Raw genomic sequence first — 14,679 nt, 5'->3', positions numbered from 1 at the left:
TTTGCTGTCGTTGCCCAGGCCGCACGTCTGGGTCCAGCCGGCGGTGAGCTGGGTGAAGGTCACGCCGGCCGGTGCGCTGACCGCCACCGGAATCGAGCGATTCGTGGTGTCGCCGACGCCCAGCTGGCTGTATCCGTTGGCGCCCCAGCAGTAGGCCTTGGCGTCGTCGCCCAGGCCGCACGTGTGGAACCAGCCGGCGGTGAGCTGGGTGAAGGTCACTCCGGCCGGTGCGCTGACCGCCACCGGGACCGAGCGAGGCGCCGTGTCACCGACGCCCAGCTCACCGCGGGTGTTGGGACCCCAGCAGTAGGCCGTGGTGTCGCTGCCCAGCCCGCACGTGTGGTCTTCGCGGGTGGTGACCTGAGTGAAGGTCACTCCGGCTGGAGCGCTGACCGCCGCCGGAGTCAAGCGATTCGTGGCGCCCTCCACGCCCAGCTCGCCGCGGAGGTTCGAGCCCCAGCAGTAGGCCGCGTCGTCGCTGCCCAGTCCGCAGGTGTGGGTCCAGCCGGCGGTGAGCTGGGTGAAGGTCACTCCGGCCGGTGCGCTGACTGCTACCGGATGCGAGCGGGACACGGTGGCACCGTCGCCCAGCTGACCGCTCGTGCCGGCGCCCCAGCAGTACGCCTGGTCGTCGTCGCTCAGCGCACAGGTGTGGTAGTCGCCGGCAGCGAGCTGGGCGACCGGCGGGGACACGCTGCCGCCCGGCGCGGGGCTGGGAGTTGCCGACGGCGACGGGCTGGGGGTTGGCGACGGGGACGAGGCCGGCGCGAACAGCGGCACCGCCACCGGGCTTGACTGGTTCGTGGTGCCACCGTCACCCAACTGACCATGGTCGTTCGTACCCCAGCAGTAGACCGCGTCGTCGCTGCCCAGCCCGCACGCGTTGGTGTAGCCGGCGTCGAGCTGGGTGAAGGTCACCCCGCTCGGGGCGTCCACCGCCACCGGGCTCAGCTTGTCCGCGGTGCTGCCGTCACCCAACTGGCCGCTGTCGTTGGATCCCCAGCAGTACGCCCCACCGTCGCCGGCCAGCCCGCACGAGTAGTTGGACGCGGCGGAGACATGGGTGAACGTCACCCCCGCCGGAGCGTTCACCGCCATCGGGCTGTACTGAGTCTCCGTGTCACCGTTGCCCAACTGGCCGGCGGCATTGAAGCCCCAGCAGTACGCCTGACCGTCGTCGCCCACGCCACACGTGGGGCCGCCGCTGCCGGCGGATAGTTGGGTGAAGGTCACCCCGGCCGGGGCGTCCACCGCGACGGGACTCGCCTGGGTGGTGGAGCCGCCGCCGATTCCCAGTTGACCGTCACCGCTCTGGCCCCAGCAGTAGGCCGTACTGTCGCTGCCCAGCCCGCATGTGTAGGTGGACCCGGCGGTGAGCTGGGTGAACGTCACCCCCGCGGCTGGGGCGTTCACCAGGACCGGCGTCGGCAGGGTGTAGGAACCGCCGGCGCCGAGCTGGCCGCCGTTGCCGAGCTGGTAGTTGCTGTTGTTGCCCCAGCAGTAGGCGCTGCCGTCGTCGCCCAGCCCGCAGGAGTGGTTGGTGGCGGCGGTGAGCTGGGTGAAGGTCACGCCGGCCGGAGCGTCCACTGCTACCGGAGTCAGCCGGTCCGCGGTGCCGCCGTTGCCCAGCTGGCCGAACAAACCCTGTCCCCAGCAGTAGGCCGTGCCGTCGTCGCCCAGCCCGCACGTGTGGTTGGAGGCGGCGGTGAGCCGGGTGAAGGTCACGCCGGCCGGACCGTCCACGGCTACCGGAGCCAGCTGGTCCGCGGTGTCGCCGTTGCCCAGCTGCCCGTTGGCCCCCTGCCCCCAGCAGTAGGCCGTGCCGTCGCTGCCCAGCCCGCAGGAGTGGCTCCCGCCGACGGTGACCTGCACGATCCGGCCGGCCAGCGCCCGAGCGACGACCGGCTGGGCGGACACTGCCGCCGCCAGCACCACTGCCGCGGACACTGCCCACACGATCCTTCTCGGCACACAGCGACACCACCACGGCGCTGTCGACACGCGATCGCGTGCCGCCAAGCTTCACCATTTCGGGTGACTTCCGGCCAATCGGCAGACGATCTTGCTGATCGGGGCTATGTCGACCGCTTCCCGCCCACCCGGAAACGTTTTGACGGTAGATGGCGGCCTTGCTGCATGATCTGGCGTTGTGGATTCCGTCGCGATCCTGATGCGGCTCAGGAAGCTGCTCGCCGTCACCTGGCAGATCGGCGTATTGCGCGAACTGCTGGCCGCCCAGCCGATCCTCGCCGTCGAGGGCGGCCACCCGCCCGCTCTCCACCACCAGCTGGAGCACTCCGCGGACCTACGGTCCTATCTGTTCTACGACGCACAGGGAAAACTCGAACCGCTATGGCCCGACGGGTGGAGGTCCGGCCATGGTGGTCTCGATCGCGGCTACGGTGCTCCCACCGCAGCCGGCGGCACTGCACCCGCTGACATCGAATCCACCCGATAGGGATCCGTCCCAGTGGCGCTCAAACGTGGTAACAGATCCGAGGTCAACCAGCAGGCACAAGATCAAGAAGACCTATGATCTCTCCGCGTGGGAACCGATATCTACGACGTGATCGAGGTCCGCGAACCTTTCAACGCCTTCTGGCCGGACCAAGAGCGCCCGTGGCTCGAATGCATGAATAGTCTCTACCCCGTCCTACGCGACGGCTACGACGGCTACGGATGCCTGTTCGGCGAACGTAACTGGGCCGGCTGGGAACCAGTCGCCGAAGACCGCGGCCTGCCGGCCGACGTCTCCGAGACCGTGCGCAGGGACTACACGTACAACGCCGAAGTCGACCGGGCGGTCCATGGCAGCACCTGGATCTCCTGGCCTGAACTGCGCGACCTCGACATGACAGCCGAACTCCCAGCCCGCGGCGTTCTCGGCTTCGGCGACAGCCCCGGCGACGGAGTCTGGGTGCAATGCCGCATCGACGACCAGTGGCCGAACGAGTTCATCACCGAGTACGGCCTGTCACCGATCAGCGGATCACCGGCCGACACCCCTTATGGCACCTGGTGGCAAGACGGCACTGGGCGGGAAGGCGGCATCTTGGGGAAACGCAAGACCATGTTCCAGTACAAGCCCGCCATCTCCCGACACGACGTGCTCGGACCCGGAACCGGATGGGAACACGTCTTCGCCGTCATGCAGACGCTGGCGCATCGCTTCGGGGACGAGGGCGTACGGCTCGTCGCCTGGTTCGACTGACGGCTCACGCTTCCGCACCCGTGGCTGGCGCTTGGCTTCGTTCGCGCGATGTGGGCACCAGATGTTCGCGACTTTCGGCACCACGTTGACGGCGTCGCGCGCCGAGATGTCGGTGAGAACCGGCACCACTTGCGGATATTGATATTGCCGGTGGCGCCTCGAAGCTTGTTCACCCTGCGTGCAAGTGGTCACGAAGCACGTGCGCCAGCCGACGAAGCGCGGCCAATATTGCAGTCAAATGCAATATTGCAGGGCACTGCAAGATTGGCTATGGTTGATGCATGAGCCAACCCGGACTGCGTGAGCGCAAGAAGCAAGCCACCCGCGACGCCCTGCGGCTGGCCGCCCTTCGACTGGCCGCCCTGCGCGGCTGGGACCAGGTGCGCGTCGAGGACATTGCCGCCGAGGCGGGCGTCTCCGTCCGCACGTTCAGCAACTACTTCGCCACCAAGGAAGAAGCGCTGCTGGCCACCGGCCACCAGCGCGCCGAGCAGATCATCGAGGCGCTGGCCGCTCGCCCGGTCGGCGAGCCGCTGTGGGCGGCGCTGACGGATGCTGTCGTGGACGGCTTCGCCGGGGACGAGAGCGACATGCGTCAGGTGGTGCGGCTCCAGAGCGCCCCGCTGCTCACCGACGAGCACCTCAAGACGTACGCGGTGATCGAATCCGGCGTCGCTGCGGCCGTCGCGTCCCGGATCGGCGCGGACGCCGACCGCGACCTCTATCCCCGGCTGGTTGCCGGCGCCGTGCTGAGCGCGATCCGGGTGACGATGGAGCACTGGCGGCAGAACGGGGCAACCCAGCCCTTGCCGGCCGTGCTGCGGGACGCTCTCGGTCAGGTCGCCGCCGGCCTGCCCGTTCCGGCCGAGCTGCGCAAATGAGCCCGGTCGACGTGGTGATCGTCGGTGGCGGCCCCACCGGCCTTCTGCTCGCCGGCGAGTTGCGGCTCGGCGGCGTCCAGGTGATCGTGCTGGAACGGCTGGCTGCCCCGACTGATCTCTCCAAGGCGCCCGGCATCGCCGGTCGCGGCGCGCAGACCCTGAACTACCGCGGCCTGCTCGACCGTTTCGACGGCGCGGCCCGGGGCTGGGCCCGGTTCACCCACTTCGGCGGCATCCCGCTGGATCTCACGCCGCTGCTGGAGTCGGTGCCGCCCGAGCACCTCCCGCCCCTGCTGATGGCGCCGCAGGCGCAGGTCGAGCGGGTGCTGCGGGAGTGGGCCGTCGAGCTCGGCGCGCAGCTGCGCCGCGGTCATCAAGTGACCGAGGTGACCCAGTCGACGGAGCAGGTCACCCTCCAGGTCGACGGACCGGACGGCGGCTACCGGCTGGATGCCCGCTACGTGGTCGGCTGTGACGGCGCCCGCAGCCTGGTCCGCCGGGCGGCCGGCATCGGCTTCACCGGTACCGAGGCCACCCAGATCTCCCGCTTCGGCGACGTCACACTGACCGACCCGGACGCGGTGCCGCCCGGCATGCGACGTACCCCGACCGGCCTGTTCACCGCGTTCCCGCTCGGCAACGGCGTCCACCGGGTGGTCGTCTCCGAATGGCGGACCGGCGGGGACCGGGACGCCCCGGTGACCCTCGACGACTTGCGCGGGGCCACCCGCCGGGTGCTCGGCACCGAGGTGGGGATGAGCGAGTCACGCTGGCTGTCCCGGTTCACCGACGCGGCCCGCCAAGCCGACCGGTACCGGGCCGGGCGGGTCCTGCTCGCCGGGGACGCGGCACACATTCAGCTGCCCGCCGGCGGCCCGGGCATGACGACCGGCATCCAGGACGCCGCCAACCTCGGCTGGAAACTCGCCGCGCAGGTCCGCGGCGACGCCCCGGCCGGGCTGCTGGACACCTACCACAGTGAACGGCATCCGGTCGCCGAGCGGATGCTCACCTCCGTCCGCGCCCAGGGCCTGCTGCTCTCACCCGGCCCGCACGTCGACGCCCTGCGCGACGTCTTCGCCGAGCTGCTCACCGAGCCCACCACGCTGCGGGCCGTCGCCGACCGGCTGACCGGCCTGGACATCCGCTACCAGCCAGGCCCCCACCCGCTGATCGGCGGCTGGGCACCCGACCTGAAACTGGACCGCGGCACGACCCTCGGCACCCTCCTGCACACCGGCCGGCCGGTGCTGCTGGACCTGACCACGGACCGGCGCCTGCGGGACATCGCCGCCGGCTGGCAGGACCGGGTCGACATCGTCCCCGCCGTCGCCACCGAGCCGCTGACCGGTCTGCTGGTCCGCCCCGATGGCTACGTCGCCTGGGCGCACGAGAACGGCGGCGACGGCCTCACGCACGCGCTGACCACCTGGTTCGGTCCGGCCGGCTAGCGAGGGTTTCACCACCTTCCGGCTTACCCGAATATCTGCGGCGAGCGTCCAAGGCAACACTTGACCGCGCAGACGCCCAGCGGGTCGGTCACGCGCGTGGGCGGACAGCGCGGGCCCGGGCCGGCTCGCGCTGTCCGCCACGCTACCGGCCCGGTGGCTGCCCGGGGCTTCCCGCGGTGTTCGGCGGCAGGACGACGCAGTGGGACCAGCCCGACTTCTGTTCGCCGTTGTACGCCCGCACGCAGTACTCGTAGTTCCAGTACCCGGGGAACAGGTACGCGATGCCGTGCGTGGTGGTGCCGCTGTCCTCGTACGATGTGGTGTTGTCGTTGATGTTGCGGATCCGGACCTCATAGCCGCCGGCCCCGGCGGCCGCGGTCCACGCCAGCTGGACGGTGGTCGGATCGCTCGCGGTGACCGTCAGACCGGTGGGGTCGGCGGGTTTTCCCGCGCCGACGACGATGGCGTGTCCGGTGGAGGGGAAACCACCGCCGGCGGCGTTCCAGCTCTGGATCGCGACCACGTAGCGGTGTCCCGAGATGAGCCCGCCGATGTGCGCCCGCTGCCCCTTGATCCCGACGGCGTTGAGCCACGCGCCCGGGGTGTCCTGGTCGTAGGTGAGCACGCTGTACCGCTCGATGCCGGCCGTGTAGTTGCCGGTCGGCGGGTCCCAGGCGATGTCGAGGCCGTCGAGCGCGGCGAGGGTGAGGATGTTGGACGCGCCGGCGGCGGTCTGCGGACGCACGGTCGTGCCGACCACACCTGACCAGCCGGACGCCTGGTCGCCGTAGTTCGCCCGGACCTGGGCCTCCCACTGCTGGCCGTCGAGGACCCAGCCGTTGTCGTAACGGGCGGCCGACGCGGGCATCTCGCTCCAGGCGGACTGGCCGACGAGCCGGGAACGCACGGTGTAGCCGGACGCGCCGAAGACCGGATCCCAGGTGACGGTCAAGCCGCCCGGGCTGGCGATGGCGCTGACCCGGGCTGGTGTCGACAGGGCCCGGCCCGGTGCGGTGGCGGGCGCCGCGGGGACGTTCGCGCCGAGGCCGTAGCCGTCGTGCAGGGTCTGCTCGAAGGCGTGCGCGATCTGGTACTCGCCGAGCGCGTTGGGGTGCAGGCCGTCGTATCCGGCGGGGCAGCCGCCGACCTCGCAGCGGTAGTTGCCGCGCCAGTCGACGAGCCGGACCGGTGACTGAGCGGTGCTCCAGCCCGGGATCGCGGTGGCGAGCTTCCGGTTGTAGGTGTCGGTGTTCACCGGCAGGTCGTCCCGGCCGTCGATCTTGGTGCGTTGCGGCACGTTGGCCAGTGCGAACTTGAGGTTCGGTTTGGCGGCGCGGGCGTTGTCGACCAGCGACTTCATGCTGGCCAGGGTGCCGTCCGGGCCGCTGACGAACCAGCCGAGGTCGTTGAAGCCGAGGCCGACGAGCAGCAGGTCCGGTTGCCAGGCCGCGACCTGCTCCCTGATCAGCTGTTGGTCCTGGGCCGCCTGCCGCCCCCAGACCGCGAAGTGGTTGCTGTCAAAAGGCACAACCCCATTTGCGTACGATCCGGAAGTCCGCGGCCTGCTGCCCGCCTCGGTCTCGCCCTGCAGCAGCGGCGGGCGGGGTGGCGCGGCCTCGTCGGGCGGCTGCGTCCCGGAGTAGGGGCCGACGAAGTCGACGGCGATGTGCTGGTTCTGGAACCACTGCCACAGCCGGTACCGCCAGGTGTAGTCGCCCTCCCGGCCGTGGCTCATCGAGTCGCCGACCACCATCACCTTGACGGTGCCCACGCCGGCACTCTCGAACAGCGCACGATAGGCGGCGCTCATCTTGTCGGAGATGTACTGCGACAGCTCGCCGAGCCGATCACCCAGCCAGGTGAACCCGTCACCGACGGCTCTCTTGATCCAGGGGCCGGCCTTCTTGGCCAGCTCGTAGGTGGCGTCCCGCAGTTTCTCGAACAGCGGTCGCATCTTGGTCTTCGCGAAGTCGTTGAGCCCGCTCTCCCACGCCACCGCGCCGGCCGCGGCGACCACCGCGAACGCGAGCGCCTGCGCCCACTGCTCCGGATCGGCCTGCTTGTGGTCCACGAAGATGACGATCGCCTGGTAGACCATCACGCCGGTGAAGGCGCCCAGACCGGCGCAGACCGGGCCGGCGACCGCCGAGCCCACGTTGAAGGCGGCGTAGCAGGAGATGCGGATCGACAGCTGACTCAGGTAGCCGACGGCCGAGGCGACCAGCTTCATCCACCAGCTCGCCTCGGTGTGCGCCTCGTCCATCGGCAGCACGATGGAGATGCTGTTGCCGACGCTCGAGATCGACAGTTCCGCGTCGGAGGTGCTCCACGGCTCCCGGTCGGCCGCGGACAGGCCCATGTCGAGGGGGTGGGCGTCGAACGACACCTTGATCGCGTCGGTGAGCACCGGCGCCGCGGTGGTGAGCTCGTCCATCCAGGTCAGCAGCAGACCGCTGTCGACGCGGGCGATGTCGTCGTTCTCCAGGGTGACCGTGACGCTGTCCTCGGTCTCGGTGACCGTCACACCCTCGACCGATGCATGCCCGTGCCATCGGGCCGGTTCCGCCGCGATCGCCCGGGCCGGGATGCCGGCGACCACCAGTACCAGGGCACACAGGGCCGCAACGATGTGGCCCGGCAGCCGCCACGTCTTCTCCACCGCAACTCCTCAGTAGACAGTCGATTGATGATCGACTATGAAGGTCACGGCCGGGCTTCCCCGGAATGAACAGTGGGCGTGCCGCTCGGCTCAGCCCTGCTGAGCGGGGGCGGGCCAGACCGGTTGCAGCACGTGCCAGTCGTGGGGATGCCGGCGAACGGCGTCGGTGAAGACGTCGGCCAGTTCCTGCGTCATCGCCGCCACCCGGGCCCGGGTGGTGCCGTCCCGGCCGGGGACGATCTCCGGGTGGATCCGGACCCGTAGCTGCGGACCGTCGTACCAGAGTGTTGCGGGCATCAGGGCGGCTCCGGCGCGCAGGGCCAGCTGCGCGGGTCCGGCCGGGAAGGTCGTCGGGGCGTCGCAGAACCGTACGCCGATGCCGGCCGCGGACGTGTCCCGGTCGGCGACCAGGCACACCACCTCGCCGGCCCGGAGCCGCTGGGTGATCGTGGTGATCGCCCGCCGGGTCTCGTCGGCGGGGAGCACCTCGATGCCGAGCGCCGCACGGTGGCTCACGAACCGCTGGTAGAGCCGTTCCGGGCGCAGGCGTTCCGCGACGGTGGTGAACCGGTGCCCGTTCAGCACCAGCGCGGCGCCGGCCAGGTCCCAGTTGCCGCTGTGCGGCAGCGCCAGCACGACGCCACGGCCGGCGTCGCGGGCGGCGGCCACCCGGTCCAGCGACTCGAAGACCACGGTGTCGCGGATCCGGTCCGGGCTCCATCCGGCAAGCCCGAAGAACTCCCGCCAGTACCGCAGATAGGAGTGCACGCCCTGGTCGGCCGTGGCGGTCACTGCGGTGCTGTCCGCCGGCTGGCCGAGCACCTGGGCCAGGTTGACCCGCAGCTGGTGCACCCCGCCCACGCCGGACCGGCGCATCACGGCGGCGACCGCGTCGAAGGCGAGCGCGGCGACCGGGCCCGGCAACCGCGGCGTGACCCACCACGCAACACCGTAGAGCCGTCCGGAAAGGTCCTCTCCCACGCCGGGATGATAACGGTCCCGGGCTGGTCGCGGATGGGCTACGGGTCGTGGTCGGACCTCGCCGCGGTGCGGGAACGGCTCGCGACCGGCGCTGACCCGAACATGCTGGTCCCCACCTGAAGCGGAGCGTGCCCCCTGCGATGCTGCGCAGGCTCCTTGGCCCGGCCGGTCCGTGGTGTCCTTCCCGGTGCCGGAACTGCGCCTGCCGGCGGCTTGACAGACGAAAACCATTCGGGGGTACGACCACAGCGGCGCCGCTGCGGTGGGAGGCCGCGCCGGCCGCCCGGAAACCTACGAGAACCTCATCCGGACCCGGGGATGGTGGCCGGAAGCTGAAGGCACGTCACGAGGCGTATTCGTTCGAGATCTCGGTGGCGTAGTTCTTCCACAGCGGCTTCATGGTCTCGGCGTTGACCGGCTGGCCGGAATCGATCATGGCCTTGAAGTCGCGGAAATACTGCACGTACCGGTCCGGTGTGAACGTGTTCAGCATGACCGCGTTCTCGTCGCCGATGTTGGCGAACGTGTGCGGAGCCCCGGTCGGCACGATGACCCAGGTGCCCGGCCCGGCGTCGTGGTGGTCGTCGCCGACGGTGAACCGGAATGTTCCCGCCAGCACGTAGAAGCCCTCGTCGTGCTGGGCATGGCGGTGCTGCAACGGGCTCGGGGTGCCCGGCGGAATGGTGACCTCGGCGAACCCCAGCCGGTGGTCGGTGTGCTCGCCGTTCTCCAGGATCCGGATCTGGTGCGCCCCGCTGCCGAGGATCTCGCCCTCACCCGGGCGGACGATGTTCACCTTCGCCACGACTTCTCTCCTTGCTGTCGCCTGCCTTGATCACCACCATCCTGTTCCGGGCCGGCCGTGCGCGTCTTGGTCGTCAGCGCACGGTTGCTGGTCACCAGTGCGCGGGCGGTGTAGCCGAACGTCGTCTTGAAGAGCTTGCTGAAATGGGTGGCGTCGGAGAACCCCCACCGGGCGGCCACGGCGGTGACCGTACGTCCGCCTCCGGTCAGCTCGGCCCGGCAGCGCTCGAGGCGGCGACGCCGGATCAGGGCCGCGACGGTGAGCGGCTGGTCCTCGAACAGCTTGTGCAGCCGGCGTACGGAGAGGTGATGGGCGGCCGCGATGCCCAGCGGGGACAGGTCGGGATCGGCCAGCCGGGCCTCGATGTAGCCGGCGATCCGGTTCCGCAGCCACTCGTCCGGGGCCGGTTGCTCGTCGCCCAGCCGGGCCTCCAGCGCGACCGTGATCAGCTCGATGACGGCCGCCGCCGACCGCAGCGCCTCCGCCTCGCGGAACCCGGTCGCCGACCGCACTGATTGGCGAGCCAGCACGGAGACCAGAGCGCCCGGACCGTGGCTGCCGTCGATGCGTTTGCCGATCAGCCGGTCGAGCTGCGCGGGCCGGATCCGCAGCTCCCGGCGCGGCACCAGGATGGTGACGTGCGCCCCGGCGGTGCTCTCGAACCGCAGCGCACGCGTGGGATCGAGCAGCACCAGGTCGGCCGGCCCGAGTTCGGCGTCGCCGCGGCCCTGCTCGATCCGCGTCCGGCCCCGGGTCATCACCTTGACCGCCAGGTTCTCGCCGTCGGAGGCGTCGCGCTCGCGTCCGGTACAGGCGCTCTCGGGCGTGTCGAGGGAGACCAGCCGCAGCGGCCCGAGGTCGTGGGTGGTGATCCGGCCCCGGAAGCAGGCCCCGGCCAGCTTGTTGACCAGCGGCGGAAACCCGCTGGCGGCCAGCTCGTCCTGGAACGTCTCAAGGTTGCCGATCACCCGGTCAACGGTAGCGGCGACCCTTCCGGCAGGGCTGGACACCTACCGGCTCGGCGACCCGGCGTTCTGCATCTGGTGCAGCACGGCCTCGATCAGGGTGCGCTTGAACCCGATCGTGATCAGCGCCATCGGTGCCGAGCCGTGCCGGTGGAGTTCGAGCCGGTAGAAGTTGGACACCAGCGACTGGCCGGATATCTCCCTCAACCCGGTCACCTCGTCCCACGTCACCGCGTCCGCCTGCTGGCCGAACAGGTTCGTCGCGTACACGCCGTTCTCGTGGAGAAAGATCCGCCGGATGCCGAACCTGGCGGTGACCGCACGCCAGGCCAGGTGCAGTCCGAACAGCGAGCCCAGGACGATTGAGGCGACGCCGGTCCGGGTGAGATCGATGCCTTCGTCGCTCATCACGCCGAGGATGATGAGGGCGACGACGGACGCCAGAGCGAGCCGCCGGAACAGCTGCGTCAGCGTGGCGCCGACACTTCCGGCCGGGTAGTCACCGATCCGCTTACCGAGCCTGCTGTAGTCCATCTCGGGATCCTCTTCTCATCGCTTCGGTCTACATCGGAGCGGCCGCATCGACAACGCTAGGGCGGCGCGAGGTATCCCACCAGCGACTGGTTCGCATAGGATCGATGCGTTTCAGGAATGGGAGGGTCGTGTTCGACATCGATGCGCTGCGGCTGCTCGTCGCCGTGGCCGACGCCGGATCGTTCACCAGGGCGGCCACGGCGCTGAACTACACGCAGTCCGCGGTGTCCCGGCGGATCGCCACCCTCGAACAGCAGGCCGGCGGCCCACTCTTCGAACGGCTGCCCCGCGGCGTCCGGCTGAACCCGGCCGGGCGGGCGTTGCATCGCACCGCCGCCGAGGTCCTCGACCGGCTGGCCCGCGCCGAACACCAACTGGCCGTGCTGCACGCCGGGCACGGCGGGTTGCTGCACGTGGGAGCGTTCGGCACGGCCAACGTGGCACTGATGCCGACCGCGCTGCGCGCGTTCCGCGACGCCGAGCCGGATGTCGAGGTGGTCGCGTTCGAGGGCCCGACCGCGGCGTTGATGGCACGTCTCGAGGACGGCACGCTGGACCTGGCGGTCGTCAGCGACTATCCGTACGGGCTGCCGTCGGCCGACGGGGTCACCACCACCGTGCTGTGCGAGGACGAACTGCTGGTCGCGTTGCCCCGCCGGCACCGGCTGGCCGGCGCCGCGACGATCGGGCTCGGCGAGCTACGCGACGAGGCGTGGGTGCAGAACGCGTACGGCGACCGGCCCACCATGCTCGCCGACGCCTGCGCACGCGCCGGTTTCAGCCCCCGGAAGATCATCCGTATCGCGGAGTGGACCGGGAAGTTCGGCTGGGTCGCCGCCGGCCTGGGCGTGGCGCTGGTCCCGTCGCTGGCCGCGTGGGCCGTCCCCGCCGAGCTGGTGCTGCGCCGCCTCGACGATCCCGCGTTGCGCCGCACGATCCACGTGGCGTTACCGGCCGCACCCTTACCTGCCGCCCGGACCCTGGCGGCTGCGCTGAGCGACGCCGCGATTCCGGCCGGCTGACCCGCGCCCGATGCGCGTTGTGGCTGCACCTCGCCGCCCGCGCCTCCCAGCGGGAGATCTCCTCTTACGCAGCCGCCATGCGAGAGCACGCTCGCGGTTGTCGCGCACCTCGACGGAGCATCGCTGACCGAACTGGTCGACTGATGCGAAGGATTCGACCCGTGGCGGTTCGGTCGTCGCCAATACGACGATGCTCGCCGTTCACGCGGTGTTATCGGGGAAGGCACCAGCGGTGCGGATCATGGTAAACGTCATTCACGCATGAGCGGTCATCAATGGGATGCGGAGTGGCGAACGCGTTCTCCGGAACGTGCTCTGGGGCGTAATGCCGCAGGCGACGAGTGGGCGGGTTCACGGCGGACGGACCTCGTGCCCGCTCACGCGTGCTGTATCGTCCGGTCGCTCATCAGAAAGCAGTGGAGGAGACACCACGCGATGTACCAGGGAGCCACCGGGCTGGAACCGGGCGACGGGCCAGCCACGCCGGTAGGCCGTCCTCCGGTCGAGTGGGACCCGGACCTGACGGGCGGTCCGCGAGACGATCTCAGCGGGCTGGCCGTCGCCTCCTTGATCTTCGGCCTGATCGGCGGCTTCATCTTCAGCCCGCTGCTGGGCGCCGCCGCGCTGGTGAAGATCAAGCAAACCGGTCAGCGCGGCAAGGGCCTCGCCGTCGCGGGACTGGTGCTCAGCGGTGTCTGGGCAGTCGTTCTCGCCGTCGTCGTCGGAGTCAACCGGTACGTGACGCACCGCGCCGAGGACATGGTGGCGCTGCGGATCGGCCAGTGCTTGGACCTTCCGGCGTCCGGGCACGACGACCCGTTCGTGCCCGGGCAGATCGCGACGCTGCCGTGCACCGGGCCACACCGTGCCGAGATGGCCGGCTGGGTCGGTTTCGGGGACGGGCGGGGCAACGTCGGCGAGTACCCGGGGGCCGCGGCGCTCGTCCAACGCGCCCAGGAGGGTTGCCTCTCGGTGACTCGTAACTACGTCCTCGACCCGTTGTCGTTGCCGGCCGATGTGCACGCCCGCTGGTACGTCCCGCGGGACTCGGAGTGGTCGCGGGGGAGCCACAGCATCACCTGCTTCCTCGCGGCGGACCAGGCGCCGATCAGCCGGTCTCTCCGCGAGGACGCCGCGATCGTGAACACCGACCAGCTCCACTTCCTGCTGGCGATCCGGGACTGCGTTCAGCTAACGGCGCGCGTCGATGCGCTGCTGACGGCCGGCCCGCCGGCCGAGCTGCGGAGCGCGGTGGCGCAGACTGTCGACGCGTGCTCGGCCATGCGAGTGAAGGTGGACACGCAACCATGGCCGAGTGAGGCCGAGCCGGCAATGCTCCAACTCGTCGCCGACCTCGACGCGGCGCTGCCACTGTGGCAGTCCGCCGCCGGCGCGACCAGCGACAACGATCTGCGCCATCGGGTCCAGCAGGCCCAGCAGCGCCACGTTCCCACCCACATGCTGGCGGTACGTCGCGCCTTGAAGCTGTCGGCCACGCAGGGCGAGCCACTGCCCGAACAGTGATGGCGGGTCGGGGTGATCTCATCCGGACGCGGCTTAGGTTCGTGAGATGCAGCAGGTCGAGCGCGGGCTCGACATCGCTGCGCGGAAACGTCGCTGCGCTGCCGATGGCCATCCGCATCTCCCTGTCGTCACGGTGTCGAGGCACCGTCCGGCAGCGGTGAACCGGCATCGGCAGCCCCGGTGTGCGGCCGGTCCGCTATCGCTGCTCGGAGCCTTCTCGGACACGCGGTCACTTGATGATCAGTTGTTTGATCGTCAGCTCCGGAGCCGTGGTCGTGCCGTAGCCGAACACCGACGTCCGCCAGACGCCGGCTTTCTGCCCCTCGGCCGCCGGGACCTGCAGTTCGATCCTGGTCAGCAGGTCCTTCGCGTCCACCGTCGCGGTGAACGGCAACGGCGTGCCCGGTGTGACCAGCGCCAGCGGGACGGCGCCGGAGTGGTGTCGGATGTGTTCGGTGCAGGTGGGTGGGGGTCGTTGCGGGCCGGGAGGTTCGGCCGCCGTGTGGTGCTTCGCCGGGTGGGAGTGGGTGATCGATGCCGGTAGGGCGGCAGGGGTCCGTGCTCGGCATCGAAGGGGCGGCTGGGGTCCGTGCTCGGCATCGAAGGGGCGGCTGGGGTCCGCGGTGGGTCGGGTTGGGGGCGGTGG

The 14,679-nt window shown here is 70.4% G+C and carries 12 protein-coding genes and 1 pseudogene; 6 read left to right on the top strand and 7 right to left on the bottom strand.

Going from position 1 to position 14,679, the window contains the following annotated elements:
* Nucleotides 1-3 precede the first annotated feature (3 nt).
* A pseudogene (locus Apa02nite_RS51630) lies at nucleotides 4-1,917 on the bottom strand (RCC1 domain-containing protein); the annotation flags it as partial.
* Nucleotides 1,918-2,149: 232 nt separating this feature from the next.
* Between Apa02nite_RS51630 and Apa02nite_RS44710 the strand changes: the two are divergent.
* The 4 genes from Apa02nite_RS44710 to Apa02nite_RS44695 all read left to right on the top strand — a co-directional run bounded on the left by Apa02nite_RS44710 (nucleotide 2,150) and on the right by Apa02nite_RS44695 (nucleotide 5,543).
* Nucleotides 2,150-2,458, top strand: a complete 309-nt coding sequence (locus tag Apa02nite_RS44710) for a hypothetical protein (protein ID WP_203830564.1) — start codon at nucleotides 2,150-2,152, stop codon at nucleotides 2,456-2,458.
* Nucleotides 2,459-2,545: 87 nt separating this feature from the next.
* Nucleotides 2,546-3,211 (top strand): hypothetical protein, encoded by a 666-nt coding sequence (locus Apa02nite_RS44705; protein ID WP_203830563.1) that lies wholly within the window; start codon nucleotides 2,546-2,548, stop codon nucleotides 3,209-3,211.
* 281 nt (nucleotides 3,212-3,492) lie between these two features.
* Nucleotides 3,493-4,092, top strand: a complete 600-nt coding sequence (locus Apa02nite_RS44700; protein WP_203830562.1) for an acyl-CoA-like ligand-binding transcription factor — start codon at nucleotides 3,493-3,495, stop codon at nucleotides 4,090-4,092.
* Nucleotides 4,089-5,543 (top strand): FAD-dependent monooxygenase, encoded by a 1,455-nt coding sequence (locus tag Apa02nite_RS44695; protein ID WP_203830561.1) that lies wholly within the window; start codon nucleotides 4,089-4,091, stop codon nucleotides 5,541-5,543. Before Apa02nite_RS44700 ends, Apa02nite_RS44695 begins: the two co-directional genes overlap by 4 nt.
* Nucleotides 5,544-5,685: 142 nt before the next feature.
* Here Apa02nite_RS44695 and Apa02nite_RS44690 read toward each other — a convergent pair whose 3' ends face one another.
* The 5 genes from Apa02nite_RS44690 to Apa02nite_RS44670 all read right to left on the bottom strand — a co-directional run bounded on the left by Apa02nite_RS44690 (nucleotide 5,686) and on the right by Apa02nite_RS44670 (nucleotide 11,487).
* Nucleotides 5,686-8,202: a fibronectin type III domain-containing protein gene (locus tag Apa02nite_RS44690; protein ID WP_203830560.1), complete on the bottom strand. Its 2,517-nt coding sequence runs from the start codon at nucleotides 8,200-8,202 to the stop codon at nucleotides 5,686-5,688.
* A 90-nt stretch (nucleotides 8,203-8,292) separates the two neighbouring features.
* Complete coding sequence (locus Apa02nite_RS44685; protein WP_203830559.1) at nucleotides 8,293-9,183, bottom strand: phosphatidylinositol mannoside acyltransferase; 891 nt, start codon at nucleotides 9,181-9,183, stop codon at nucleotides 8,293-8,295.
* A 343-nt stretch (nucleotides 9,184-9,526) separates the two neighbouring features.
* Nucleotides 9,527-9,988: a cupin domain-containing protein gene (locus Apa02nite_RS44680; protein WP_203830558.1), complete on the bottom strand. Its 462-nt coding sequence runs from the start codon at nucleotides 9,986-9,988 to the stop codon at nucleotides 9,527-9,529.
* A complete protein-coding gene (locus tag Apa02nite_RS44675) occupies nucleotides 9,976-10,956 on the bottom strand; it encodes a helix-turn-helix domain-containing protein (protein WP_239165005.1) in 981 nt (326 codons plus the stop codon). The genes Apa02nite_RS44680 and Apa02nite_RS44675 overlap by 13 nt, the downstream gene beginning before the upstream one ends.
* A 42-nt stretch (nucleotides 10,957-10,998) precedes the next feature.
* Complete coding sequence (locus tag Apa02nite_RS44670) at nucleotides 10,999-11,487, bottom strand: hypothetical protein (RefSeq protein WP_203830556.1); 489 nt, start codon at nucleotides 11,485-11,487, stop codon at nucleotides 10,999-11,001.
* 128 nt (nucleotides 11,488-11,615) lie between these two features.
* Here Apa02nite_RS44670 and Apa02nite_RS44665 point away from each other — a divergent pair, with 128 nt between their 5' ends.
* Nucleotides 11,616-12,509 carry a LysR family transcriptional regulator gene (locus tag Apa02nite_RS44665; RefSeq protein WP_239165004.1) on the top strand — a complete coding sequence of 298 codons (894 nt, stop codon included), beginning with the start codon at nucleotides 11,616-11,618 and terminating at the stop codon, nucleotides 12,507-12,509.
* 435 nt (nucleotides 12,510-12,944) lie between these two features.
* A complete protein-coding gene (locus Apa02nite_RS44660; RefSeq protein ID WP_203830554.1) occupies nucleotides 12,945-14,033 on the top strand; it encodes a DUF4190 domain-containing protein in 1,089 nt (362 codons plus the stop codon).
* Nucleotides 14,034-14,262: 229 nt separating this feature from the next.
* Here Apa02nite_RS44660 and Apa02nite_RS44655 read toward each other — a convergent pair whose 3' ends face one another.
* Nucleotides 14,263-14,409 carry a hypothetical protein gene (locus tag Apa02nite_RS44655; protein WP_203830553.1) on the bottom strand — a complete coding sequence of 49 codons (147 nt, stop codon included), beginning with the start codon at nucleotides 14,407-14,409 and terminating at the stop codon, nucleotides 14,263-14,265.
* Between the last annotated feature and the right edge of the window lie 270 nt (nucleotides 14,410-14,679).

The organism is Actinoplanes palleronii (genome assembly GCF_016862315.1).
GTDB lineage: Bacteria > Actinomycetota > Actinomycetes > Mycobacteriales > Micromonosporaceae > Actinoplanes > Actinoplanes palleronii.
Note: the sequence above shows the minus strand (reverse complement) of the source record. Positions and strands in the feature narration are given on the sequence as shown.